The 23,724-nt window shown below is 68.7% G+C and carries 21 protein-coding genes; 11 read left to right on the top strand and 10 right to left on the bottom strand.

Annotation, left to right across the window (positions count from 1 at the left end; genetic code table 11):
* The first annotated feature begins 125 nt into the window (after window positions 1–125).
* A complete protein-coding gene (locus IU452_RS11170) occupies window positions 126–2,741 on the top strand; it encodes a helix-turn-helix transcriptional regulator (protein ID WP_195108858.1) in 2,616 nt (871 codons plus the stop codon).
* A gap of 132 nt (window positions 2,742–2,873) precedes the next feature.
* Entirely contained in the window at window positions 2,874–3,242 is a 369-nt protein-coding gene (locus IU452_RS11165; RefSeq protein WP_195108857.1) for a hypothetical protein, read from the top strand.
* Window positions 3,243–3,273: 31 nt separating this feature from the next.
* On the opposite strand, the gene IU452_RS11160 is transcribed toward IU452_RS11165, so the two are convergent.
* From IU452_RS11160 to IU452_RS11150, 3 genes are all read right to left on the bottom strand, one after another.
* On the bottom strand, window positions 3,274–3,834 hold the full coding sequence (locus tag IU452_RS11160; protein WP_195108856.1) for a methylated-DNA--[protein]-cysteine S-methyltransferase: 561 nt from the start codon (window positions 3,832–3,834) through the stop codon (window positions 3,274–3,276).
* Window positions 3,835–3,838: 4 nt separating this feature from the next.
* The gene (locus tag IU452_RS11155) at window positions 3,839–4,168 is read right to left on the bottom strand and encodes a hypothetical protein (RefSeq protein ID WP_195108855.1); all 330 of its coding nucleotides are present in this window, start codon (window positions 4,166–4,168) and stop codon (window positions 3,839–3,841) included.
* Between the two features lie 88 nt (window positions 4,169–4,256).
* The gene (locus tag IU452_RS11150) at window positions 4,257–4,430 is read right to left on the bottom strand and encodes a hypothetical protein (protein WP_195108854.1); all 174 of its coding nucleotides are present in this window, start codon (window positions 4,428–4,430) and stop codon (window positions 4,257–4,259) included.
* 61 nt (window positions 4,431–4,491) lie between these two features.
* On the opposite strand from IU452_RS11150, the gene IU452_RS11145 reads away from it, so the two are divergent.
* Window positions 4,492–5,994 carry a PLP-dependent aminotransferase family protein gene (locus tag IU452_RS11145; RefSeq protein ID WP_195108853.1) on the top strand — a complete coding sequence of 501 codons (1,503 nt, stop codon included), beginning with the start codon at window positions 4,492–4,494 and terminating at the stop codon, window positions 5,992–5,994.
* 85 nt (window positions 5,995–6,079) lie between these two features.
* Here IU452_RS11145 and IU452_RS11140 read toward each other — a convergent pair whose 3' ends face one another.
* Window positions 6,080–7,369 (bottom strand): adenylosuccinate synthase, encoded by a 1,290-nt coding sequence (locus IU452_RS11140; RefSeq protein ID WP_195108852.1) that lies wholly within the window; start codon window positions 7,367–7,369, stop codon window positions 6,080–6,082.
* Between the two features lie 316 nt (window positions 7,370–7,685).
* Here IU452_RS11140 and IU452_RS11135 point away from each other — a divergent pair, with 316 nt between their 5' ends.
* Window positions 7,686–8,309: a hypothetical protein gene (locus IU452_RS11135; protein ID WP_324192551.1), complete on the top strand. Its 624-nt coding sequence runs from the start codon at window positions 7,686–7,688 to the stop codon at window positions 8,307–8,309.
* On the top strand, window positions 8,306–9,103 hold the full coding sequence (locus IU452_RS11130; protein WP_195108850.1) for a site-2 protease family protein: 798 nt from the start codon (window positions 8,306–8,308) through the stop codon (window positions 9,101–9,103). Before IU452_RS11135 ends, IU452_RS11130 begins: the two co-directional genes overlap by 4 nt.
* Window positions 9,104–9,379: 276 nt before the next feature.
* Here IU452_RS11130 and IU452_RS11125 read toward each other — a convergent pair whose 3' ends face one another.
* Together IU452_RS11125 and IU452_RS11120 are read right to left on the bottom strand one after the other, a co-directional pair.
* On the bottom strand, window positions 9,380–10,531 hold the full coding sequence (locus IU452_RS11125) for an FUSC family protein (protein WP_416382302.1): 1,152 nt from the start codon (window positions 10,529–10,531) through the stop codon (window positions 9,380–9,382).
* Between the two features lie 14 nt (window positions 10,532–10,545).
* Complete coding sequence (locus IU452_RS11120) at window positions 10,546–11,001, bottom strand: DUF3151 domain-containing protein (RefSeq protein WP_195108849.1); 456 nt, start codon at window positions 10,999–11,001, stop codon at window positions 10,546–10,548.
* Window positions 11,002–13,639: 2,638 nt separating this feature from the next.
* Between IU452_RS11120 and IU452_RS11115 the strand changes: the two genes are divergently transcribed.
* The 3 genes from IU452_RS11115 (at window position 13,640) to IU452_RS11105 (ending at window position 17,013) form a co-directional block, all read left to right on the top strand.
* On the top strand, window positions 13,640–14,908 hold the full coding sequence (locus IU452_RS11115; protein ID WP_228817131.1) for a hypothetical protein: 1,269 nt from the start codon (window positions 13,640–13,642) through the stop codon (window positions 14,906–14,908).
* Window positions 14,909–15,108: 200 nt separating this feature from the next.
* Window positions 15,109–16,149: a fused (3R)-hydroxyacyl-ACP dehydratase subunits HadA/HadB gene (locus IU452_RS11110; RefSeq protein WP_195108848.1), complete on the top strand. Its 1,041-nt coding sequence runs from the start codon at window positions 15,109–15,111 to the stop codon at window positions 16,147–16,149.
* A 183-nt stretch (window positions 16,150–16,332) separates the two neighbouring features.
* Complete coding sequence (locus tag IU452_RS11105) at window positions 16,333–17,013, top strand: class I SAM-dependent methyltransferase (protein WP_195108847.1); 681 nt, start codon at window positions 16,333–16,335, stop codon at window positions 17,011–17,013.
* Between the two features lie 6 nt (window positions 17,014–17,019).
* Here the strand turns inward: IU452_RS11105 and IU452_RS11100 are convergent, their stop codons facing one another.
* Window positions 17,020–17,964, bottom strand: coding sequence for a hypothetical protein (locus IU452_RS11100; protein WP_195108846.1), 945 nt, complete (start codon window positions 17,962–17,964; stop codon window positions 17,020–17,022).
* Between the two features lie 204 nt (window positions 17,965–18,168).
* Between IU452_RS11100 and IU452_RS11095 the strand changes: the two genes are divergently transcribed.
* The gene (locus tag IU452_RS11095; RefSeq protein WP_195108845.1) at window positions 18,169–18,360 is read left to right on the top strand and encodes a hypothetical protein; all 192 of its coding nucleotides are present in this window, start codon (window positions 18,169–18,171) and stop codon (window positions 18,358–18,360) included.
* Between the two features lie 108 nt (window positions 18,361–18,468).
* Here IU452_RS11095 and IU452_RS11090 read toward each other — a convergent pair whose 3' ends face one another.
* Window positions 18,469–19,932: a DUF4185 domain-containing protein gene (locus tag IU452_RS11090; protein WP_195108844.1), complete on the bottom strand. Its 1,464-nt coding sequence runs from the start codon at window positions 19,930–19,932 to the stop codon at window positions 18,469–18,471.
* Window positions 19,933–20,158: 226 nt separating this feature from the next.
* Here IU452_RS11090 and IU452_RS38870 point away from each other — a divergent pair, with 226 nt between their 5' ends.
* Window positions 20,159–20,488, top strand: a complete 330-nt coding sequence (locus tag IU452_RS38870) for an excalibur calcium-binding domain-containing protein (RefSeq protein WP_195108843.1) — start codon at window positions 20,159–20,161, stop codon at window positions 20,486–20,488.
* Between the two features lie 3 nt (window positions 20,489–20,491).
* Here IU452_RS38870 and IU452_RS11080 read toward each other — a convergent pair whose 3' ends face one another.
* Complete coding sequence (locus tag IU452_RS11080; RefSeq protein WP_324192550.1) at window positions 20,492–21,595, bottom strand: BTAD domain-containing putative transcriptional regulator; 1,104 nt, start codon at window positions 21,593–21,595, stop codon at window positions 20,492–20,494.
* Between the two features lie 221 nt (window positions 21,596–21,816).
* Window positions 21,817–22,854 (bottom strand): class II fructose-bisphosphate aldolase, encoded by a 1,038-nt coding sequence (fbaA, locus tag IU452_RS11075; protein ID WP_195108841.1) that lies wholly within the window; start codon window positions 22,852–22,854, stop codon window positions 21,817–21,819.
* Between the two features lie 203 nt (window positions 22,855–23,057).
* Here fbaA and IU452_RS11070 point away from each other — a divergent pair, with 203 nt between their 5' ends.
* Window positions 23,058–23,720, top strand: a complete 663-nt coding sequence (locus IU452_RS11070) for a DedA family protein (protein ID WP_195109027.1) — start codon at window positions 23,058–23,060, stop codon at window positions 23,718–23,720.
* The last annotated feature ends 4 nt before the right edge of the window (window positions 23,721–23,724 follow it).

Here is a 23,724-nt window from a genome sequence, read left to right as displayed (position 1 = left end):
TGACAGAAGCGTTATCAGTTATCGTTTCGTGTCATAGCGCATGAGCATCTTTGCTGGATCTGCTTGGTTCCCTTAGGTGTTCGTTCGTCCCGCTCATGATCCGCCAGGGCATTAGAGTGATTTGCATGGCTCGCAACTGGCCGATGATCGAGCGCGGCGGCGAACTCGACGCGCTCCGCGCGGCCCTCACCGGCACCGAGTTCGTCGGCGCGGTCCTCACCGGCGATGCCGGGGTGGGCAAGACGACGCTGGCCCGCCAGGCCACGGCCGCGGTGGGCGGCAACGTCCGGTGGGTCGCCGGGACCGAATCGGCGCGCAGCATTCCACTCGGCGTCTTCGCGCACATGGTGGGGGTCTACACCGCCCACGATCCGGTGACCTTCATGGCCGCCGCGCGGGAGGCCCTGCTCGCCGACGGCGACACCATCATCGGCGTCGACGACGCCCATCTGCTGGATCAGCTGTCGGCGACGCTGCTGCTGCAGCTGGCCATCGACAAGGCGGCGCGCATCGTGTGCACGGTGCGCAGCGGGGTGCCGGTCCCGGACGCGGTGACCTCGCTGTGGAAGGACGGTCATCTGCTGCGCATCGATCTGCTGCCGTTCACCGAGCGGCAGAGCGTGGAGCTGGTCGAATCCATGCTGGGCGGGCAGTTGGAGGGCTTCACCGCCAACCTGATGTGGGAGTCGTCGGGCGGAAATGCCCTGTTCCTGCGGCATTTGGTGGAAGGTGCGCTGGAGGCCGGGACGCTGCGTCAGGTCAACGGGGTCTGGCAGCTGCGCGGGCGGGCGGCGGTCACCTCGGAATTGGCTGCGCTGCTGGAGGATCGGGTCGAACAGCTGCCCGAGCCGGTGCTGCGCGTGCTGGAACTGCTCACCTTCTGCGAACCCATCGATCTCGACGTCCTGGCCGAACTGGCCGGGGAGGAGGCGGTCGAATCGGCCGAATCCCGCGGTGTCATCCGGATCGTCGAGAACAGCCATCAGCTGCTGGTGCGCTACAACCATCCGCTGTTCGGCGAGGTGATCCGCCGCCGGCTCGGCATCGCGTCGGCGCGGCGGCTGCGCGGGCGGCTGTACTCGTCGCTGAAGGAGCGGCCGATCAAATCCGCCTCCGATCGCATCCGCCTGGCCGAATTGGCCTTGGACAGCGATAAATCCGCAGATTTAGAGCTGTTCGAGACGGCGGCCGAGGAAGCCATCGGACTGGCCAACATTCCGCTCGGTGAGCGCTTCGCCCGGGCGGCGGTGGAACGCGGCGGCGGCGTCGAGGCGGCCGATCTGCTGGCCCGCGCCCTGCTGTGGCAGGGACATCGCATCGAGGCCGAACGCACCCTGGCCAGTTTCGATCCCGACGAGCTGAACGAGGTGCAGCTGGCCCGCTGGGGCAGCACCCGGGTGTCGAATCTGCTGTGGGCCATGGGCGATGCCGATCACGCCGACGAGGTCCTGACCTTGGTCCGCGACAAGGTCGAGCATCCGAAGATCGCATCGACGTTGCAGGGCTTGGCTTCTGCGTGTGCGGTCAACGAAAACCGGTTGGAGGCCGCGTTCCGCGATGCCGAACAGGTGATGGAGACGCAGGATGCGCCGCCCTGGGCGGTGTGGTGGGCGTCGTTCGGCGGCGGGCTGGCGCTGGCATTGATGGGTCGCGGCGAGGCGGCGCGCGGCTTCGCCGAACGCGGGCACGAGGTCGAATCGCATATCGACGGGCTCAACCGGTTCATGTCCACCCACGCCGAGGTGCTGGCGCTCACCTTCACCGGCGAGTTGGATGCCGCGCGGCGGCGCGCCACGGGATATTTCGGCTATTCCGCGCCCGGACAGTATCTGGCGTGGGGATTTTCGCGCATCCTGCAGGGCACCGTCGATGTGGCGCAGGGCCGATTCCCGGACGGTATCGAGAATCTGGAGCAGGCCCTGGCCGCCCTGCACGCCGAGGGTGCCGCCGCATGGATGTTCCCCGCGAGAATCCGTCTGGCCGAGGCGTATTCGGCGCTGGGCCGGGCCGCCGAGGCGGCCGAAACGATCGCCGAGGCCACCTCGCGCGGAGGCCGCCACAGCGCGGTCTACGAACCGCAACTCGAGATCGCGCGAGCCTGGCAGGCGGCCGCCGAGGGGACCGTGACCCCTGCCGTGCGGCTGGCCATCGGCGCCGCCGATGCCGCGGCGCGCGCCCACCAGCACGCCATCGAGGCGATGGCCCTGCACACCGCGGCCCGCTTCGGCGATCACTCGGTGGCCGGTCGGCTGGCCGATATCGCGGCCCGGATCGACGGCCGACTGGTCCAGGTGCAGGCGCGGCACGCGGTGGCCGTCGCCTCCAACGATGGGCCCGGATTGGACGCTGCCGCAGCGGAATTCGAGAGCATCGGGGTACTGCTCTCGGCGGCCGACGCGGCAGCACAGGCTGCCTCGGCGCACGAACGCTCCGGCGATCGGCGCCGACTGCTCGAATCGGCCGCGACCGCGAACCGGCTGGCCGCGGCCTGCGGTGGTGCCAGCACCCCGGCACTGCGGCAGTCCGCACAGCCGCTGCCGCTGACCGCGCGGGAGCGGGAGATCGCCAATCTGGTGGCGGCCGGGTTGAGCAATCGGCAGATCGCCGACCGGCTCACGGTGTCGGTGCGGACGGTCGAGGGCCATCTGTACCGGGCGTGCATCAAGCTCGACGTCACCGACCGGGAGGCGCTGGCCGAACTCATGCGGGGCGAGCCGCCCAGCGGTAAGCAGCGTTCTTGACCGAGCCCGCCGATTCGCGACCGCGGAGGGGATGGCTAGGGGACCGAGCGGCCGCTACGATGCTGGGGCGAGCGGCACCGGGCCGCTCGTGAACTTCGGCAGATTCCCGGGGAGGGTGGTGGTCTCGACGTGATGCGTCGAAATCGGAAGGTAACGGCGGCGATTCGGGTCGGGCTCGTCGCGCTGCCGATGGCGGTCGCCGCACTGTTCGCCGGAACCGCGCTCGCCGAACCCGATCGCGTACAGCCGGGCGTCACCTCCCCCGCTCCGCCGGAAGACGAAGAGCCCGCCGAATTGCGCGCTGCCACACCGCAGAACGCCGCACCGGCGCCTCGGCCGCGCCCTGCCACACCGGACAAGACCGAGACTCCCGCACCGCCGCCTCCGCGCAGCGTGCGCATCGGTGAATTCTCCGCGCCCGTCCCCGAGGGCGTGCCCGACGAGGTCGTGCAGGGCATTCAGAACGCGATCGACCCGAACGCCCCGCAGCCCAAGCCGTAATCCCTTCGGGGTCCAGGCATTCCGGCGCCTTTCAGAACAGCGTGGGCTCGCCGAAGCCCGGGGTGCGTTCGATTTCCAGCAGGCGCTGTTTGGTGGTGAGGCCGCCGGGGGCGGAGAAGCCGTGCAGGGCGTGGTCGGCGGCCAGCACGCGGTGACAGGGCACGATGAGGGGGATCGGGTTGCGGCCCAGGGTTTGTCCGACAGCCTGGGCGGCGCCGGGAGCGCCGATGCGGGCGGCGACCTGACCGTAGCTGAGCGTGTGGCCTGGAGCGATGGCACGGGTGACCTCGTACACCGCGCGATCGAACTCCGGGATTCCCTTGTGGTCCAAGGGGATCCAACGCAGATCGTCGAGCGTGCCGGTGAGGTGGGACCGAATGTGCGCAATGGCCTCCGCCATCACTCCGGTCGGCTCGACCTCGTGCACATCCATGCCGCGATGGCGGCGCATGATACCGGTCCGGGTGGCGGCAACGGTGGACTCGGGCAGCAGGAACCGCGCCATACCGGCGTCGGTCCAGGCGAGGGCACAGGTGCCGATCGCGGTGTCGAAGAGCGCGGCCGAAAGCGGCGGCCGGTCCGGTTCGGGCATACGGTCAGTGTGCATCACCGCACCGACACACCCGGAAATGCCAGTCCAATCCGCCCGAACTGGACCGCTTCCGGACGAAACAAGGGAGTCGGCGGCCTGACCGCACCGGCATCCGGTCCACGCCGCGCTCGGACTCCCGGCGTGCGCTGATCGCGGTCAGGTCGGCGTACTGCCGCTGCTCGTCGTGATACGACAGCGACCAGTCCGACATCGGCGCGTGCGGTCGATACCGTTCGAGCAGTTCGGCGGCCCGCTGTTCGCGCGTGGGTGCATACCGGTACACGATCGCGGCGAAGGCCGCGACGACCAGGAGGGAGGCGAGGAGGGAGACCATGATCCCAGCCTGCGGCCGGCTGGACTGTGATCAAATATCCACTGGCCCGATACTGGCCTGGGGTCACCCCTCACAGGTCCAGTTTTTCCTACTGGACCTCTTCGCCCTCGACCATACGAGCGGCACCCCAGTCCGTGAGCGAGTGGCGCACACGCAGGCTCGCACTGCGAAAGGCCGTGCGTTCCCCGGGTCTCGGCGCGTAGTCGCGGACGACCGCGACCGCCACGGTGATGACCACCCCGATAAGCAGAAGTGCGAGCATGGGCTCATCGTTCAGTCAGCTGGACTTGAAATACATATCCACCGAGACAATACTGGCCTGCATGGCGACACGAGTGATCAGCGCGGCGACCCTGACCCGAGACCTCGGCCGGTGGCGCCACGACGACACCGGCGCGGAGGACGGGGCCGCCCGCCGGTCGGCTCGACCCGCGTATCTGGCTCTGGCCGAGGGCATTCGGCTGCTGATCCACGACGGCCGCGCCCCGCTCGGGGTCGCCCTGCCCAGCGAACGCGATCTGGCCACGACACTCGGCGTCAGCCGCACGACGGTGACCTCCGCCTATACGCTGCTGCGCGAACATGGCTATCTGCTCAGCCGGCAGGGCTCGCGCAGCACGGTGGCGCTACCGGCCAGCGTGAAGCACGACGGCACCAAGCCGACCCGCAGCATCCTCGCGATGATGTCACCGGGTGAACTGCCCACCATCGACCTGACCTATGCCGCCATGTCCGCGCCGCCGGAGATGACGGATGCGTATTCCTTTGCGCTACAAGGACTTCCGATCTATCTCGGTACCCACGGCATGGACCCGGTCGGTGTGCTGACCCTGCGCGAGGCTATCGCGCGGCGCTACACCGAGCGCGGGCTGCCCACCGATCCCGATCAGATCCTGGTCACCCTCGGCGCCCAACACGGGCTGCGGCTGCTGCTCAATGTGCTCACCGCACCGGCCGAGCGGGTCCTGATCGATCACCCCACCTACCCCAATGCCATCGAGGCGATTCGCGATGTGGGCGCCCGGCCCGTGCCGGTGCCGCTGCGGCCGGAGCATCCCGACGTCGGGTGGGATCTGGACGGAATCCGCAGTGCCGCACGGCAAACCGCGGCGAGTACGGCATATCTGGTGCCCGACTTCAACAATCCGACAGGGTTGCTGATGGATGCCGACGGCCGTGCCGAACTGGCCGCCATCGCCCGCGAGACCCGTATGACGGTGATCGTCGACGAATCCATGGTGGATCAGCAGCTCGACGGCGACGATCCCCCGCCCGCAGCGGCTTTCGCGCGCGGCGCGGAGATCGTGACGATCGGCTCGGCGTCGAAGTCGTTCTGGGGCGGCCTGCGGGTCGGCTGGATCCGGACCAACCAGTCGCTGATCACCAAGCTGCTGGGCAGCCGGTCCAGCATGGATCTGGGCACCCCGGTGATGGATCAGCTGGCCACCGGATATCTGCTCGAGCACGCCGACACCATCCTGGCCCGCCGCCGCGACCAATTGCGCAGTCGCCGAGCCACACTGCTCGACGCCCTTGCCGAGGAGCTCCCCGACTGGCGTGCGGTTCCCGGGGCCGGTGGCATGTCGCTGTGGGTCCAACTCCCCGCCCCGGTGTCGAGCGCGCTGGCCGCCACGGCCCCCAACCACGGCGTCCTCCTCGCCGCCGGTCCCCGCTTCGGCGTCCAGGGCGCCTTCGAACGCTTCCTCCGCCTCCCCTACACCGTCGAGGAACCCGACCTCCGCCTGGCGGTCAAGTCGATAGCCGCCGCCTACGCCGCGCTCACCCCCCACGCCGCAAACCCGCTGGCGCCGTTGACCTGCTACTGACACCAGCAGCCGCACCCCTTATCCGCACCCGCACCCCGTCCAGGGCCTGCACAGGGTGCGGATGTCGGCGCGGGGTGCGGCTGTGTCAGCTCAGGACGTCGTGGCGGACGATGGTTTGGTCGCGGCCGGGGCCGACGCCGATGCAGGACATCCGGGCGCCGGAGAGTTCCTCGAGGCGTTCGACGTAGGCGCGGGCGTTGGCGGGGAGGTCGTCGAAGGTGCGGGCGTGGGAGATGTCCTCCCACCAGCCGGGCATCTCCTCGTAGATGGGCCTGGCGTGGTGGAATTCGGTCTGCGTGGTGGGCATCTGCTCCACGCGCTCGCCGTCGATCTCGTAGGCAACGCAGATCGGCACCCGGTCCAGGCTGGACAGCACGTCCAGCTTGGTGAGGAAGTAGTCGGTGATGCCGTTCACGCGGGTCGCGTAGCGGGCGATGACCGCATCGAACCAGCCGGTGCGGCGGGCCCGCCCGGTGGTCACGCCCACCTCGCCGCCGGTCTTGGCGAGGTATTCGCCCGCCTGGTCGAACAGTTCGGTCGGGAACGGGCCGGAGCCGACGCGGGTGGTGTAGGCCTTGAGAATGCCCAGCACGGTGGTGATCTTGTTGGGCCCGATGCCGGAGCCCACGGCCGCACCGCCCGAGGTGGGGTTGGACGAGGTCACGTACGGATAGGTGCCGTGATCCACGTCGAGCAGGGTGCCCTGGGAACCCTCCAGCAGCACGGTCTGACCGCTCTCCAGGGCCTGGTTCAGCAGCAGGCGAGTGTCGCTGATGCGGTGCTTGAACCCCTCCGCCTTGGTGAGCACCTCGTCGACCACCTGCTGCGGGTCCAACGCGCGCCGGTTGTAGATCTTCACCAGCACCTGGTTCTTGAATTCCAGTGCGGCCTCGACCTTCTGGGTGAGGATCTTCTCGTCCAGCAGATCGGCGATGCGCACGCCGACGCGGGCCACCTTGTCCTGATAGCAGGGGCCGATACCGCGGCCGGTCGTGCCGATCTTCTTGTTGCCGAGGAATCGCTCGGTGACCTTATCGATGGCCACGTGATACGGCATGATCAGGTGCGCGTCGGCCGACAGCAGCAGCCGCGAGGTGTCCACCCCGCGCTCCTCCAGCCCGGCCAGCTCGTCCAGCAGCACGCCCGGGTCGACGACCACGCCGTTGCCGATGACATTGGTCACGCCGGGGGTCAGAATGCCGGAGGGGATCAGATGCAGCGCGAAGTTGTCGCCGTTGGGCAGCACCACGGTATGTCCGGCATTGTTACCGCCCTGGTAGCGAACCACCCATTGGACGCGTTCACCCAGCAGATCGGTAGCTTTGCCCTTACCCTCGTCGCCCCATTGGGCGCCGATCAGGACGATTGCCGGCATGTTCGAGTCTCCTACGGTTCGACGCGCAGCACAGGCATGCTGCAGCTACCTGCCGTTTCCGAGGCGGTGGCCGGGAGCACAGTCTAATGGATGGGTGACCTGCCGTTCGGAGTGCACATGTCCTGTTTGTGGCGGACCCGACAACCGGGGGGTTCCTCGCGTCGAGCGGAGCGAGCCCTAATAAACAGAGCTATGGTGGCAGCCGGAGGTGGGCCCGGCAGGGTTCGCCGAGCGCAGCGAGGACGATGAGGTTGTCTGTTCCGAGGAGGGTGTACCGCAGTTGAGTACCCATGTTCTCCGCTGCAACGGTGCTCCGGTGCCGATCGCGCTCGCATCGCTGCCGACCACACAGACCGCGGCCATTCCGGATCCGGTCGAACTGGACGAACTGCTGCCGGTGCTGGCCGCCGACAGCCTGCCGCGGCTGATCGTGCTCGGCGAGGACGCGGGCCTGGCCGCGGTGCTCACTCATCTGCTGCGCACCGAACGGCTCAATGTCGAGATCGGGTACGTGCCCGTCGACCGCACCTACGGCTCGCGGGCCTATCAGCTCGGCACGGGATCGTCGGCCGCCAAGCGCGCGCTGGAGGGTAAGCCCACGCCGACGCCGCTGATCCGCGACGACACCGGCAAGGTGCTGGTCGGCCGCGCCACGATCACCGGGGGCGACGGCGAGAAACTCGAGGGCGAAGCCTACGTCGACGATGTGCGGTTGTTCACGGGAAGGGTTACGGCACTGCATGTTTCGCCGACCCTGGAGCTGCCCGGGATTCGCGCGTCGGTGCAGCGCGGATTGCGCAAGAGGCGGTGGGTGGCCGGACGCGCGGTCCAGCTCGGCACCCCGGGTGCGGTGGTGACCCGCGACGGTATCGCCGGTGACCGTACGGTGCCGCGGTCGAGCTTCTACCGCCATCACGAAACCTGGATGCTGGTGCGATGAACCGCTCGTTCGACGCCCGCCGCATGAGGGGCGCGGTACGCCCCAGCCCGGTGTTCCTGTTGATCGTGGCGATCACGGCGGGCGGCGCGGTGCTCGCCTGGTATGCCGAGCGAGCCTCGGCGCAGGCGAAATTGGGCGTCTTCGTCATGGTGGTGTTCGGCTGGATCGTCAGCGTGTGCCTGCACGAATTCGGGCATGCCTACAGTGCCTGGCGGGCCGGTGACCGCGAGGTGGAGCTGCGCGGGTATCTGACGCTGAACCCGTTGAAATACAGTCACCCGCTGCTGTCGATCGGGTTGCCGATGCTGTTCATCGCGCTGGGCGGGTTCGCCCTGCCGGGCGGTGCGGTGTACGTGCATCCCCATCTGTTCTCACCCCGCACCCAGCGGGTGATCAGCGCGGCGGGACCGGCCGTGAATGCGGTGTGCGCGGTGGTGCTGCTGGTCATCGTGCGGCTGTTCGGCTCGGACGACACGCATTCCGCGTTCTGGTACGGGCTGACCTTCCTGGCGTTTCTGCAGGTCACGGCGACCGTGCTGAATCTGATCCCCATTCCGGGCACGGACGGATACGGGATTATCGAGCCGTCGCTGAGCTATCAGACCCGGCGTTCGCTCGATCAGATCAAACCGTTCGGCGTGCTGCTGCTGTTCGCACTCCTGTGGGGCTTGCCGCCGGCGCGGGATGCCTTCTACGGCCTCGTGAACGGGCTGTTCGACCTGTCCGGCGTGGATTCGGGATGGGTCGGTGCGGGGTATCGCCTCGTTGCGTTCTGGACCTCGCTGTACCAGTAGCCCCGACCGACCGGTAGTCCGCCCGATGGAAGGTGGGCCGCTCGATCTACTCGGCTGAAACCGAGCGGCCCGGCTTCGCGTGGGCGCGAACGCCGGACCCGGTACCGGCCATCACACCCCATGGCCGACAGGCATCCGCTGCCCCCGCGAAGTTCAACCGCACCACCCCTCGTCGGCGCGGTCACCATTGAACCTACGGACGGCGCGGGCCGGGAACACGAGTAGTGAACTACCCGAAGATCACGCGGGGCTCCTACTCAGGGCCTGCGCGCGGACTCAATCCTGGGGAGTCACATACGGATGTGCGACGGTGGGCGGAAGCAGCGCGATCGCCGACAACCGCTTCACGCCGCAGACCTGCATCAGATCCACCACGATCGAACGCAGCTGCGCGAACACCACATGCGCCGACAATCCCGCGCCGTCGACGAGATCCTTCGTGGCGCCCTTGGCGACTCGGCGCAGCACCCGCGTCGCCTCCGCGGCGTCGGGCTGTTCCCCCGGATCGGCGAGCATATAGCGGCGCACCACGTCGGCGGCCTTGCCGAGCGCCTCCACCTCCTCGACAAGTTGGGGATGGAGGATCTCGTCGTCGCGCACCAGGGTGAGCGCGCGCCGCAGCAGCACGCGGGTGTTGCGCACGGCGTTGTCCAGCGGATCGGCCGCGACCCGGATCAGTTCCAGCCTCGATCGGGAGTTCCAGTACAGCGGGGACAGGCGGCTGACCTCGCGGCCGCCCTCTAGTGCACTGCGCAGCCCGTCGATCTGCGGTTGGGTGCCGCGCGCGGATTCCAGGGCGCGCCGGATCTTTTCGGGGTCCTGCTCGTGCAGCCCGTCGGCGCATTCGAGCAGCGCCTTGCTCACCACCGCGAGGATGTCGGCGGCCTGCTGGCGGGCCCGGCGCACCGGATGCAAGGGGATGACGGCCACCACCACGATGCCGACCAGACCACCGACGAGCGCATCGATCATGCGGTTGGTGCCGCCGCCGCTGTGCGGGGGCATGAGCGTGGCCACCAGGACCGCCGAACTGGCCGACTGCATGGGAATGACCGCGCCGCCGTCGAGGAAGACGGCCGTCGCCATGGCGACCGCGACCACCAGGGCGATCTGCCAGGCGCCGGTGCCGACCCGGGAGATGAACAGATCGCCGATGCCGATGCCGACTGCGACGCCCGCCACCAGCTCCACCGAGCGGCGCAGCCGTGCTCCGAACGAGACACCGATCGAGATGATCGCCGCCATGGGCGCGAAGAACGGCTGCGGATGGCCGATCAGGCGATGCGCGACGAACCAGGCGAGCGCCGCGCCCACCGCGCACTGGACTATGGGGAGCGCGGATCTGCGCAGGCGACCCAGGCCGTTGCGCACGCGCTGTTTACCGCCTTCGCGGACCGCCTCGACGCTGATCGTGGTGGGGAGAGCCAAGTCGACCTGTCGGCTCAGTCCAGGCCGAGTTCGGCCGCGGCCCGCGGATCGCAATCCTCGAGCAGGTCCAGGCAGCGGGCGTACTCGTCGTTCTCACCGACGGCTTTCGCGGCGCGAGCCAGTGCGCCGACGCTGCGCAGGAAGCCGCGATTGGGCTCGTGGCTCCACGGCACCGGGCCGAAGCCCTTCCAGCCGTTGCGGCGTAGCAGGTCCAGGCCGCGGTGGTAACCGGTGCGGGCGAAGGCGTAGGCGGCGATGACGTCGTAGCTCACGGTGGCTTCGGTCACCGAGGCGTCGGCCTCGGCGCGGGCCAGCGCATCCTCGGCAAGCTGGGCCCACGCGATCGAGGCCGTCGGGTGTGCGGCGGCCACCTGCACGGGGTCCTGATTGTCGAGCAGCGCCTCCTCCGCTTCGGAGTTTTCGGGAAGCAATACCGGCTGCGGTCCGAGCAGATCACCGAAGGAGGTCATGGGCTCATTGTGCACCGATGCCGGAAATGCTCGTTAGGCTGGCCGTCGGAGTTCACTGTTGACGTTGAGCGAGGGGTAGCGCGTGACCGACCCGAACGACCAGAAGCCCGACCGGCAGCCGCAATCGGGCTCCGCCGGTGCCGAGCAGCGTCCCTCCGCAGGCCCCGAACCCACGACCTCCGACGCCGGACAGACCCAGCGCATCTCGCGCGAGCAGGCCGCGACCGACCGCATCACGCGCGAGAGCGGGTCGCCGACTCGGTTCATCGGTAAGCCCGAGCAGAAGCAGGGGCCGAGCGGGCGGCCACCCGTCGCTCCCCCGCCCGCCCCGCCTCGGCCCGGGAATGCACCCACCGCGCCGATCCGACCCGGCGCGCAGGGTCCGTCCGCAACTCCTCGGCCCGGCATGCCCGCCACCGGCCGCCCCGGCCCCACCCCGGGCCCGCAGTCTCGTCCGCCGCACTTCGGAACCGGCCGGCCGGGCCCGACCACCGCATCGGGCTCGAGCAGCGGCGGTTCGGCCGGGCAGAACTCACCACAATCCGGTGGCGCGCAGCCGCCGACCCCGGGCCGATTCGCCGCACCAACCTCTCAGGGCTCGTCGACAGGCCGCCCTCAGCCGGAATCCGCGGCGCCCGCGCCCACCCGACCGATTCCGTCACCGGCGCAGCCACAATCGAAGGGCTCCACCGCAAGGCCGGGTAGCGCAGACTCCCCTGCGGGACAGGCAGATCCGACCAGTTCCGGAACGGCACCTGCCCCGGGCCGACCAGGCGCGCCCGCACAACGTCTGCCGGTGCCGCCAGGCGGCGCATCCGGCGGCACGGGATCCGCTGCGGGACAGCAGGGCACACCCGGTCAGCGACTGCCGACCCAACCGCAAGCCGACACCAGCACACCCGACCGCACCGAATCCCCTGCAGGGCAGGCAGGTTCGGCCAGGGCCCGTCCCGGGGCGGCATCCTCGGCCTCCGGCGAGCCCAGCTCGAATACGGGGCGAGTCCCGGGTGGTCCGGGCACACCCGGACAGCGACCGGCGGCGCAACCACAACCGCAAGGCGGCATCGGCGCACCGGGTGGGGCGGGAGTCGCCGCGGGACAGCCTGGTTCGACCTCTCCGGCGCCGCAGGTCCGGCCGGGCCGGTTGGGCCCTGTCACCGGGACCGGTTCGCCTGCGGCTCCTTCGGTGTCCGGTCCGGGCACGAATCCCACCGCGCCCGAGCAGGCGAGGCCGGGGGAGTCCGCCAAGTCCGATAGCCCGGATGCCGCTCCGGGTTCGAAGACCGCGGCCGAAGGCGCCACGGGAGCGAACTCCGAACGCGCCGGTCTCGGCCGCCCCGGATCGGTATTCGAGCCCATCCGTTCAACGTTCACACGGACGCCCGGCACGGCCGAATCGGATCCGCCCCGGGGCGAGGGCACCACTGGCTCCCCCGGCCAGTCGAACCGACCGGCCGCGCCGGGACGGCTCGGCGCCCCCGCACCGACAGGCGCGGCCACGGCAGCATTCGGCCCGCATACCGGGACCGACCCCGAGACACCGGAACAAGGCGCCGGAGGCACCGCCCACCCGGGATCGACCCCCGCACAAGGACAGCGGCCGGACGCCCCGGCCGGTCCAGGCTCACCGGGCGCCGAAACAGGCGCAGCCACGGCGGCATTCGGACCACGCCCGGGGGCCGACCCCAAGCTGCCCGGACGATTGGCCGGCGGGCGTACCGAATCCGCGCTCGGACAACGACAGCAGCCCGGCACGACCGAAGGCGCCAACAGGCCTGGGGAAATACCGTCCTCCGGACGAACCTCCGCCGGATCGGTGCCCTCCGGCACCGATAGGCCGGGATCGGAACCCACGCAAACCCCGGGTGGCCAGAGCTCGACCGGAACCGAAAAAGGCTCGGCCACCGCAGCCTTCGGACCACGGACGGGCGCCAACCCCGAACAGCCCAGCGGCGGACGGACCGAATCCGCGCTGGGGCAACGGCAACAGCCCGGCGCGACCGAAGGCGGCAGGTCCGAGACGACGCCGTCCGGACAACCCTTCGCCGACTCGACGGGGCCCGGAACTGGGAGGTCGGGATCGGAACCCACACGCACACAGCGGCCGTCCACCCCGGGCGGATCAGGTTCCACTGGGACCGAAACAGGCCCGGCCACGGCAGCGTTCGGACCACGGACGGGAGCCGAATCCTCTCCTGGGCAAGGACAGCGCCCCGGGGCAACACCCCCACCCGAACGAACTGCCGCCGGACCGACGGAATCCGGCACCGGTGGGTCGGGATCCGAACCCGCACGAACACAGCGGCCGTCCGCCTCGGGCAGCCCGGATTCGACCAGGGCCGAAAAAGGCTCGGCGGCCGCGGCATACGAATCGAGGGCGGGGTCCGGCACCAAGGAGCCCGGACAGGCGGCGGGCGAAGGCGGCAACGGGCCGGGACAGGATTCGACCGGATCCGAAACCGGCTCGGCCACTGCGGCCTTCCGACCACGGACGGAGTCCAGCCCCAAGGTGGCCGGACGAACCGGCGTCGGCCGGGCCGAGCCCGCGCCTGGGCAAGGACAGCGTCCCGATGCGGCCGAAGGTGGCGGCAGGGCTGGGGTGACGCGAGGGCAACGGCCGGAAACGGGTTCGGCGGCTATGGCGTTCGGGCCGCGCACGGACCGCGGCGCCGAGACGTCGGGGCAGGACGACGACCGGCGGCCCGAGTCGGTGACGGGAACCTCGGACACGGCGCAGGGACCGTCCGTGACCGGTGGGCCGGCAGCGCGTGGTGGTTCGGAGTCGGAAACGGCCGCACCAGAGGCCGGAGACTCATCCGCGCAGTCGGCGGAATCTGCTGCGGCGCGCGAGGGTTCCCCGCAGGCGGGTGTGGGGGACGAGGCGGAGACCGTGGCGTTGCCCAGGACGCCGGTCGGGGAGGTGAAGCAGCAGCCTGAGGAGGTGGCTTCGCCGTCCGGCGGTGTAGGGGCGGATGATGCGAAAACTGTGGCGCTGCCGATGGTTTCCAACCCTTCGGATCAGGCCACCACGGTGTTGCCGATTCAGCAGCCCGGAGAGCGGGCGGTGGATCAGCGGCGCGGCGGTTCGGGGCAGCAGGGCACCGATCGGGTGATGCCTCCGACGGGTGGGCCCGGACCGGTGACGAAACCGCCCGTTACGCCGCGGCCGGGGGCCGGGCCGAAAAAGCCGGGACAGCACGGGGCCTCAGGACCCGGGCAGGCCGCGCCATCCGGAGATCAGACACGGCCAGGGTCGGTTCGGCCCGCGGCCAAGCCGCGGCAGGCGGGCAGCGCGCCGTCGCCGGCGGACGTTCAGCCGACGGTTCCGGCGCAACCGCTCTCGGCGCGGCCACAGGCGCAGGGCCAGCGCGGGGCGGAACCGCGACCGATCGCGCAGCCCAAGCGGGTGACGCCGACGGGGCCCGCGAAGACCCCGGCGAAGCCCGATACGCCTGCAGCCCGAGGCGGGCGCATCGATCGTCGTCTGCTCCTCGGCGGAGCGGCCGCGGTCGTGGTGATCGCGATCATCGCCATCGTCGTGGGTTTGGTGGCGACCCGCCCGGACAACTCCCCCGAGGCTCGGGTACGCGGCGCCATCAGCAGCTACGCCGATGCGCTGGCGGGCGGCAATCTGACCGAGCTGCGTTCGGTCACGTGCGGCACGCTGCACGACTTCTACCAGAACATCGGCGCCGATCAGTACGCCGGCGTGCACAAGCTGGCGGTGGACCAGCGGAAGATTCCGAAGGTGGACGGCGTCGACTCCGTCCAGATCACCGGCGACAAGGCCGTCGCACAGGCCAGCGTCTACACCGACGCCGATCCGACCCGAGTCGCCCGCACCTTCGATCTGCAGCACACTCCCGACGGCTGGAAGGTGTGCAATCCGCCGAACGCGGGACGGTGAGGCCGATGTGATGTTCATCGCCAGGGGTGTCACACCCACGGCCCGCCGCGCGATGAACATCACAGACAGCTGGTCACCGGTCCGGGACCGTCGGTAGCATGTCCCGGACTCGCGGGCCAAATCATTCCGTTCGGAACTATCGGGCGAACCTGGCCGCGCCGGGGTTTACACAGTAAGAGCTTGAGCAGGGAGCAAGGGATATGCCGGAGCTGGCACCCGATGCGCCGGCATCCACGGCACTGGCCGGTCGGCATTACCGGGTCCATGACCACTACGAGGTCGGGCGGGAAAAGATCCGCGAATTTGCGCGGGCGGTACAGAACAACCATCCGGCACACCGTTACGAGCCCGATGCGGGCAAACTCGGCTGCGACGCCATCGTCGCACCCCCGACCTTCGCGTCGGTGATCGGCGGGATCACCACCCAGGCGCTACTCGATACGGTGCTCACCGACTACGACCTGTCCCAGATCCTGCAGACCGACCAGGTTTTCGAGATCCACCGCCCCATCCTGGCCGGGGACCGGATCAACATGGAGGCGGAGATCGAGTCGATTCGCCGGATGCGCGGCAACGACTTCATCGCCGTGAAGGCCACTCTCACCGATGAGCAGGGCGCGGTGATCCAGGTGGCCACCACCACGATCGTGGCGCGGCTGGGCCAGGAGGTCGACCCGGATATCGTGCGGCTGGTCGAGGGCCTGGTCATGCATCGACGGGAAGCCACGCACGATCCCGAGGTGCTGATCCCGATCTCGGCCGAGCAGGCCACCGACGCCCCGGATCTGGCCGAATCACGCAGGGACACAGTGGTTCACACGATGCCGGACTTCGACGATGTGTCGGTCGGCGACCAGCTGCCCGCCGCCACCCGCACGCTCACCCGCGGTGATCTGGTGAACTACGCCGGAGTCTCCGGCGACGCGAACCCGATCCACTTCAGCGATCGCGCCGCCGAATTGGCGGGCCTGCCGACGGTGGTGGCGCACGGCATGCTGACCATGGGCCTGGGCGCGGACTATCTCACGTCCTGGCTGGGCGATCCGACGGCCATCGAAACCTACAGCGTGCGTTTCGCCGGATTCGTTCCGGTCGAGCCGATGAGCCCGGCGGAGATCGAATTCAACGCCCGGATCAAATCACTCGATCCCGAGCGCCGCACCGCCACCGTCCTGCTGGGCGGAACCTCGGTCGGCAAGAAGCTGTTCGGACGCGCCATAGCTCAGGTTCGGTTGTCCTAGCCGCGGGGTCTCGTTCGCCGTTCGGGGGGCGGGGACTACCCATCGCCGGTATGCTTCGAGAGCCGCACCGGTCGGTGAGCGACTCCCGCGCCGGATGCAGATGCCGACCGGCTTCTCGTCCGGTCACCCCCAAGCAGTGTGCGGGGGTTTCGGCCATACTCGCCTCACACGGAGTCACCGGTAATGGGATCGATCGATATCAGCAAGGACGAGTTCGACGGCGCACGCGCGTACTCCCCTCTTCTCCTCAGGGCCTATGACATTTGCGTGCTGGGATTCAACAACAGCTTCGTATGGCGTTGTCCCACAAGAAATCTGCGGCGGCTCTACGATGGCAACGTCTCGGCCGACCATCTCGACATCGGGCCCGGCACCGGCTGGCATCTGCGGCACGCCTGCTACCCGGTCGCCCATCCGAAGGTGACGCTGGCGGATCTGAATCCGCATCCACTCGATATGGCGAGCCGCCGCCTACGCCGCCGCGGCATCGAAGCGGTGACCCGGGTGGGCAGCGTGCTGCATCCGCTGCCGGTCGATCGCCGCTACACCTCGGTAGCGACCAGCCTGCTCATGCACTGTGTGCCCGGCGGCTGGGACAGCAAGGGTGTCGCCTTCCGGCACATCGCCGACGCCACGGCCGACGACGGGGTGTTCTTCGGGGCGACCATCCTGGCCCACGGGGTTCCCCATACGCGCCTCAGCCGTGCCGTCCAGGCATCGTTCAACGACCGCGGCGTCTTCCACAATCGGGACGACGACCTCGACGGCCTGATCGCCGCCCTCGAACGGTCATTCGGCACGGTCCAGGTCGACACCGTGGGCTCGGTCGCGCTGTGGACGGCCCGCACACCCAAGCGGACCTGAGCCCGCTCAGCCGGCCGGCCGAGGGACCAGCAGGATCACCACCGGGGCGGGGCGTTTCTGGACGTTCGACAGGGGGAATGCCGCTGCCAGGAAGGGATCCTGATCGATCGTGATGGCGTGCTCGACCGGGGCTCCGGAGGGAGCGGCCGCGATGCCGTCGATATCGATCTGAGCGAGCACCTGGGCGAGACGGTCCTCGTCCAGCGGTGCGAGCTCACCGGCGGAGGTCACGGTGATCTTGTTGCTCGCCTCGACCAGCACCAGGGTCGCATTCGTATAGCGAACGAGATTGCCCAGCCTGGTGTCGAAGTCGCGATGGGGCAGCTGCACGGTGAGTGCGTAGACGATGCGGCGATCGGGGCCGGGTGGGCCGAGAACGGCGGCCGTCCAGAAGTGGATCCAGTCCTTCCCAGCCGGTTGCACGGACCAGTACGCCTCCGCGACAGTGCCCTCCTCCCCGGTCAGCACGTCGTAGTACATGCTGACGAAATGCGGAGCGTCGTCCGGATTCATCCAGCGCAGCAGATCCCGGACGGGCCGTTCCTCCCCCGGGCGGCGGCCGTCGCCGATGAGGCCGACGCCGTCGCCGGTGGTGCGGGTGGTGACGCGCTCAACGTCCAGCATCCCGCAGTTGTAGACGGGGCGCGGCGCGATCGGCGGCGGCGCAACCCACAGAATCAGGCCGACCGGCGTGTCGTCGGCTGCCATGATCCAGTGCACACGGCACTCGATTCCCGACTCGGAGCAGGTGCCCTCCACTGCGCCGCCCGCCAGCGCTCGCTCGGCGATGTGGGTGAACAGCCGCTCGCCCTCCCGGTCGAACCCCAGCCGGGAAGCGACCCGGCGCAGCGGCCGGGCCACTCGCTGTGCCCCCGCGGAATGGACGAAGATCTCCCCGTGCAGTCGGGTTCCGACAACGTCGATGCCGACCCAACATCGCGGCAGATGCATAACCGAAAGCCTAGTCACTCCGAGTTCGACCGATAAAGCGCACGGCATATGCTGCGCCCCAATAGTTTTGGGGGCAGCTACGCGGCTTGGATGCCGCGTGATAAACTTCCACTTGCACCGGCTGGTGAGCGACTCCCACGCCCGGAAGCAGAAATCCCCATTTCAGGGTGGCTTTCGGTTGTGCATGGTGGAGGGTCATCAGCGATGAAAGTACAGCAGCATCTGCCCGACAGCGCGATATCAGGACGAGGTCCGCACGACCTTCGCCAGGTTGTCAAGACCCACGGCATCGGGGCCGTTGTCGATCGCATTACCCGATTGCACGCCGAAGGCAACCACTACGCCGCCTCCTGCCTCGAGCACGAATTGACGCTGCTCGGCTTCGAATCCGGCTGACCGCTCCAGCTTCCGATACCGGGAGCTGGACGTGGTCGCTCCCGGTATCGGAACCCCACGGCGCGCCGAGCTATCGAGGGGAAAGCTCGGCGCGCCGGTCGGTACCGCTCAGCCCAGCTCGGCGTGCATCAGGTAGACGTTGTAGTCGCTCCAGGTGCTGATGGTGAAATACAGATCCGATCCGGTGGACCACGGATGGATGAAGCCGCCGTACAGCTCGGCGTACTGCGCCACCGTCACCAGCGGGGTGCTGTCGGACCACATGCCCTGCGGTGAATCGGCCTCCCGCATGACGATTGCCGCCTTCGCGGTGTCGAGATAGGTCATCTGCCACACCCCGCGCGCCGCGTCGTAGCGCACCGACAGTTCGCCGGCGGGCCCGTCCACGATCGGAGTCGCCGAGGCGGCACCGCCGACCGGAGTCCAACTGCCGTTCTGCCAGTACTGGTAGGCCGAGGTGTTGAGTACCGAATCCTTCGGCACCCGCGCCAGACCCACCGAGCCCAGGCGGGTATTGGGAGTGCCGAACATGTACACGTAGTCGCCCTGCGGAACCATGGCGCCCACCTGGAAATTCGAGACACCGAAAATATTGTCCCAGCGCGCGTGCGGATCCTTGGTCCAGGTTTGGCCGTGATCGTCGGAATAGGCGATGCCGCCGTAATTGGTGAAGAATGTGCCCGGCATGCTGTTCCAGGTGCGAATCGACATATAGCTCAGGTATTGCCGGTCCCCCAGCGCGAATCCGGAAGTCGGAATCGTGGTGATCTCGATATTGTCCATCTTGCGGCTGGGCAGCACCTCGGCGGCGTGACAGCGGTCGTCGGTCACCATGCGATCGAAAACGACGCCCTGGCTCAGATCGCGATTGCTGCTGAAGGCCAGCAGATTACTGCGCCAATCCCCGCCCATACCGCCGGGCGGATGGAAGCCGACGCCCACGGTATCGCCGAATGCCATGGCGATCTCACCCGGCGCGCTCTCCCACATGATGCCGAGGTCGGTGCCGTACACCTGCCAGCGCTTGTCGGTGCGGTTGATCGAATTGGCGCCGGTGAGCTTGGCGACCTCGCGCACCTCGCGCACGCGCGGCGCGGGCCGGGCGGCGACGCGCGCGGCGGGCTCGGTCGGCGGATCCACGTGCAGCGGCGCCGGGGAAACCGGGTCCGGTGACGGCCCCGGCGGCAGTGCGAAGAAGAACGGCTTGGGATTGAGCAGCAACTCGGGTAGCCCTAGTCGATTCAACACACTGGGCGGCGGGTCGGGAACATCGGTGAGGTCCGGGCACGGATTGACGCACGGGTCGAGCGGCAATTCCACCGGGGTGCGCACCGGGGGTGTGGACGGCGGCGGGCCGGGGTCGACGGTGACCACCGGATACGGGACCGGCACCTCGAGTGTCTCGGGCACCAGCGCGGCATGGGTCGGCACCGGATCGGCCGGACAGGGGCCGACGCCCGGAACTGCTGTGACGGAACCCGGTTCGGCGACCGCGGGCGAATACTGGGCACCCGTCAGCGCTCCGGCGCCGACGACGACCGCCCCGACGGCGGCCAGCAGCCGCATGGCCATACTCCAACCCTTCGATATCGGTGATCTGCGGATTGTGCTTGCCACCCCACCCGCGCCGACACTACCGGCACGAACCCGACAACTCGTGACATTTCGCACGGGTGCCGCGTACCGAAATTCCTGTGGGCCCTCTCAGATACCGCGCCTACAGTGGGGACGAACGTTCGAATTCACCTCGGCGTGCGGTGAGGCAGGCGTTCGAGAGAGACCGAACAGGATTGTCGCCGTGAAAATTTCACATATTCGCCGCCTCGGGCCGGCCGTTGCCGCCGCCGGGCTGCTGGCCGCCGGCACCGTCGCGGCCCCGATGGCCGCGGCCACCCCCGATTCCAGCGCGGCACCCAGTGCGGGTGGTTCCGGCTGGACGGTCGACAGCGATGGTGAGTGGCAGAGACCGCCCGCCGACTCGGAGCGGTCGACCGCGTATCCGTACTACGCCACCTGCACCGATATGATCGCGGCCGGTGTGGCGCCGCTGTATTCCAGCCAGCCGGGATATCGGGTGCAACTGGACGCCAACGGCAACGGCATGGCCTGCGAGCCCTGGGAGGGGTAGTGCCTACTCGCTGTCGGCCTCGAAGCGCAGCACCGTCGCACCGATGCGCACGATGTCGCCGTCGGTGAGCATGGCGCCGCTGTCGATCTGCTGCTCGTTGACGTAGATGCCGTTGGCCGAGTGCAGATCCTTGATCAGCAGCCCGGCCCGGCTCGGCCAGATATGCGCGTGGTAGCGGCTGACCTTCGGGTCGTCGAGCACCAGATCGTTATCGGTCATGCGGCCGATCTTCATGCCGCCCTTGGGAATCGGCGCGATACGGCCGTCCGGCAGCCGCAGCCGCCCACCGCGCGCCGAGCGCGGCACCTCGGTCACGGTCTCGGTCATCGCCTTGGCCAGCCGCTCGGCCTGGGCGATCTCCATGGTGTTGAGCGGCTCCTGCCGCAGCACCCGCTTCTCGAGCTCGATCAGCGCCGGGCCGGGATCGATGCCCAGCTCGTCGGCGAGCACCGTACGCACGCGGCGGCACGCCTCCAGGGCGTCGGCCTGGCGGCCGGACAGGTACAGCGCGGTGATCAGCTGCGCCCACAGCGGTTCCCGCAGCGGATGTTCGGTCGTCATCGCCGTCAGCTCGCCGACCACCGAGGAGGCACGGCCACAGGCGATTTCGGCATCGATGCGGGCGGAGGCGACCAGCAGCCGCTCCTCGTCCATCGCGGTGGCGAAGGTGTCGGCGAACTGCAGGCCCGACAGATCGTCGAGCGCCTTCCCGTTCCATTCCGCCAATGCCGTGGCGAACAGGCGCGAGGCCTGCTCGTGCGCACCGGCCGCGGCGGCCTCGGCCCCGGCACGCCGGGCGGCCTCGAAACGACCCAGATCGCAGGCCTCGTCCGGGATCTCGAGCCGGTACCCGGAGGCCTCGGTGCGCAGCACAGCCGCCGGATCGACCCCCGAATTGCGCAGGGCCTTGCGGATATTCGAGACGAACACCTGCAGACTGGCCTGATAGGAGTCCGGCGGCTGCTCGTTCCACACGATGTCGGCCAGCGCCGGGGAGGACACCGCGCGGCGGCGATTCACGATGAGCGCGGCCAGCAGTGCCCGCGGTTTGGGCCCGCCCACGGGGACAGGTCGATCCCCGACCAGCAATTGCACCGGGCCGAGCACCCGCACATCCAGAACCGGGTCGCTGTCCCGCCTCCCCGCGCCTTCAGGCCGTACCAGTTGGGTGCCGCGAAGGTCGCGTTCAGGTCCTGCGTTCAGTGCATGACCAGTTTCGGGCGTACCCGACGAGTTACCCATGTACCCACGAAATCAGTCGGTGCGTTCGTATGCAATATGTGGTCCCTGCGCCGACGGGGACTTCGTCGGCCGCAGGGACACTCACATCACTTCGCGCTGACCGACTTGCCTGCGGACTTCAGGTCGTTGCAGGCCTCGACCACGCGGGCGGCCATATTGGACTCGGCCTTCTTCAGGTAGCTGCGCGGGTCGTAGACCTTCTTGTTGCCGACCTCGCCGTCGATCTTCAGCACGCCGTCGTAGTTGGAGAACATGTGCGCGGCGATCGGGCGGGTGAAGGCGTACTGGGTGTCGGTGTCGACGTTCATCTTCACCACGCCGTAGCGCAGCGAATCCTCGATCTCCGACTTCAGCGAGCCCGAGCCGCCGTGGAAGACGAAATCGAACGGCTTGGCACCCTCGGACAGACCCAGCTTGGCGGCGGCGACACGCTGCCCCTCGGCCAGCACCTCCGGGCGCAGCTTCACATTGCCCGGCTTGTAGACACCGTGCACGTTGCCGAAGGTGGCGGCCAGCAGGTACTTGCCGTTCTCACCGGCGCCGAGGGCGTCGATGGTCTTCTCGAAGTCCTGCGGCGAGGTGTAGAGCTTCTCGTTGATGGCGTTCTCGACGCCGTCCTCCTCGCCGCCGACGACACCGATCTCGACCTCGAGAATGATGTTGGCCGCCGAGGTCTGCTTCAGCAGTTCCTTCGCGATCTCGAGGTTCTCGTCGATCGGGATGGCCGAACCGTCCCACATGTGCGACTGGAACAGCGGCTGCTGCCCGGCCTTGACCCGCTCCTGCGAGATGGCCAGCAGCGGGCGGACGAAACCGTCCAGCTTGTCCTTGGGGCAGTGGTCGGTGTGCAGGGCGATGGTGACGTCGTACTTGGCGGCCACCACGTGCGCGAACTCCGCCAGCGCGACGGCACCGGTCACCATATCCTTCACCCCCTGGCCGGAGCCGAATTCGGCACCGCCGGTGGAGAACTGGATGATGCCGTCACTACCGGCCTCGGCGAAGCCGCGAATCGCCGCATTGATCGTCTCCGACGACGTGCAGTTGATCGCGGGAAAGGCGAAGGAGTTCTCTTTGGCCCGACCGAGCATCTCGGCGTAGACCTCCGGAGTCGCGATGGGCACTGCAGTGACCTCCGTATGTGCGGCGATGAACGTCTTGGTAGGTCATACCCTAATTTCCGGGGCGAACCCGGCGAAAGCCCACCCCGTGTTGTGGTGACGTTCGGTGCGATAGCGCGGGGCCCGGTACTGTGGTGCCCGTGACCTTGCTGGCCATATCTGATGCTGTCGCGAGTAGCTCCGGAATCAAAGCGCTACTCGACCCCATGCACCTGCTCACGGAGACGTGGCTGAAGAATGCCGTGCTCCCGGCCATCCTGGTCATCGTCTTCATCGAAACCGGGCTGCTGTTCCCGATCCTGCCCGGCGATTCGCTGCTGTTCACCGGCGGCATGCTCGCGGCGTACCACAATCCGCCGGTCACGATCTGGGTGCTGGTGCCCGCGGTCACGCTCACCGCGATCGCGGGTGACCAGTGCGCCTACTGGATCGGCCGGGCCATCGGCCCCGCGCTGTTCCACAAGGAGGACAGTCGCTTCTTCAAGCAGCGCTACGTCACCGAGACGCATGCCTTCTTCGAGAAGTACGGCCCGAAGACGATCATCCTGGGCCGGTTCGTCCCGATCGTGCGCACCTTCATGCCGGTGCTGGCGGGCGTGTCGAAGATGGACTACCGCAAGTACGTCACCTTCGACATCATCGGCGGCGTCCTGTGGGGCGGCGGCGTGACCATACTCGGCTACTTCCTGGGCAATGTCGCGTTCATCCGCGACCACGTCGAGGCGATCTTCCTGCTCATCGTCTTCGTCTCGATCCTGCCCGGCATCATCTCCATCGCGAAGAAGATCCGTAACCACGAGCCGGTCCTGGACGTCGAGCCGCAGACGCCGCAGCAGACGCCCGTAGCGACCAACGAGCCCACGCACTGACGCC

The organism is Nocardia transvalensis, assembly GCF_015477765.1.
Lineage (GTDB): Bacteria > Actinomycetota > Actinomycetes > Mycobacteriales > Mycobacteriaceae > Nocardia > Nocardia transvalensis_A.
The sequence above is the reverse complement of the archived record's forward strand: the minus strand, read 5'-3'. Positions and strand labels throughout refer to the sequence as shown.

Bases quoted from the DNA above. Each gene is read 5' to 3' on its own strand.
- IU452_RS11170 (WP_195108858.1), top strand. From the start codon at position 126: ATGGCTCGCAACTGGCCGATGATCGAGCGCGGCGGCGAACTCGACGCG.
- IU452_RS11165 (WP_195108857.1), top strand. From the start codon at position 2,874: ATGCGTCGAAATCGGAAGGTAACGGCGGCGATTCGGGTCGGGCTCGTC.
- IU452_RS11160 (WP_195108856.1), bottom strand. From the start codon at position 3,834: ATGCCCGAACCGGACCGGCCGCCGCTTTCGGCCGCGCTCTTCGACACC.
- IU452_RS11155 (WP_195108855.1), bottom strand. From the start codon at position 4,168: ATGGTCTCCCTCCTCGCCTCCCTCCTGGTCGTCGCGGCCTTCGCCGCG.
- IU452_RS11150 (WP_195108854.1), bottom strand. From the start codon at position 4,430: ATGCTCGCACTTCTGCTTATCGGGGTGGTCATCACCGTGGCGGTCGCG.
- IU452_RS11145 (WP_195108853.1), top strand. From the start codon at position 4,492: ATGGCGACACGAGTGATCAGCGCGGCGACCCTGACCCGAGACCTCGGC.
- IU452_RS11140 (WP_195108852.1), bottom strand. From the start codon at position 7,369: ATGCCGGCAATCGTCCTGATCGGCGCCCAATGGGGCGACGAGGGTAAG.
- IU452_RS11130 (WP_195108850.1), top strand. From the start codon at position 8,306: ATGAACCGCTCGTTCGACGCCCGCCGCATGAGGGGCGCGGTACGCCCC.
- IU452_RS11120 (WP_195108849.1), bottom strand. From the start codon at position 11,001: ATGACCTCCTTCGGTGATCTGCTCGGACCGCAGCCGGTATTGCTTCCC.
- IU452_RS11115 (WP_228817131.1), top strand. From the start codon at position 13,640: ATGGCGTTCGGGCCGCGCACGGACCGCGGCGCCGAGACGTCGGGGCAG.
- IU452_RS11110 (WP_195108848.1), top strand. From the start codon at position 15,109: ATGCCGGAGCTGGCACCCGATGCGCCGGCATCCACGGCACTGGCCGGT.
- IU452_RS11105 (WP_195108847.1), top strand. From the start codon at position 16,333: ATGGGATCGATCGATATCAGCAAGGACGAGTTCGACGGCGCACGCGCG.
- IU452_RS11100 (WP_195108846.1), bottom strand. From the start codon at position 17,964: ATGCATCTGCCGCGATGTTGGGTCGGCATCGACGTTGTCGGAACCCGA.
- IU452_RS11095 (WP_195108845.1), top strand. From the start codon at position 18,169: ATGAAAGTACAGCAGCATCTGCCCGACAGCGCGATATCAGGACGAGGT.
- IU452_RS11090 (WP_195108844.1), bottom strand. From the start codon at position 19,932: ATGGCCATGCGGCTGCTGGCCGCCGTCGGGGCGGTCGTCGTCGGCGCC.
- IU452_RS11070 (WP_195109027.1), top strand. From the start codon at position 23,058: ATGCACCTGCTCACGGAGACGTGGCTGAAGAATGCCGTGCTCCCGGCC.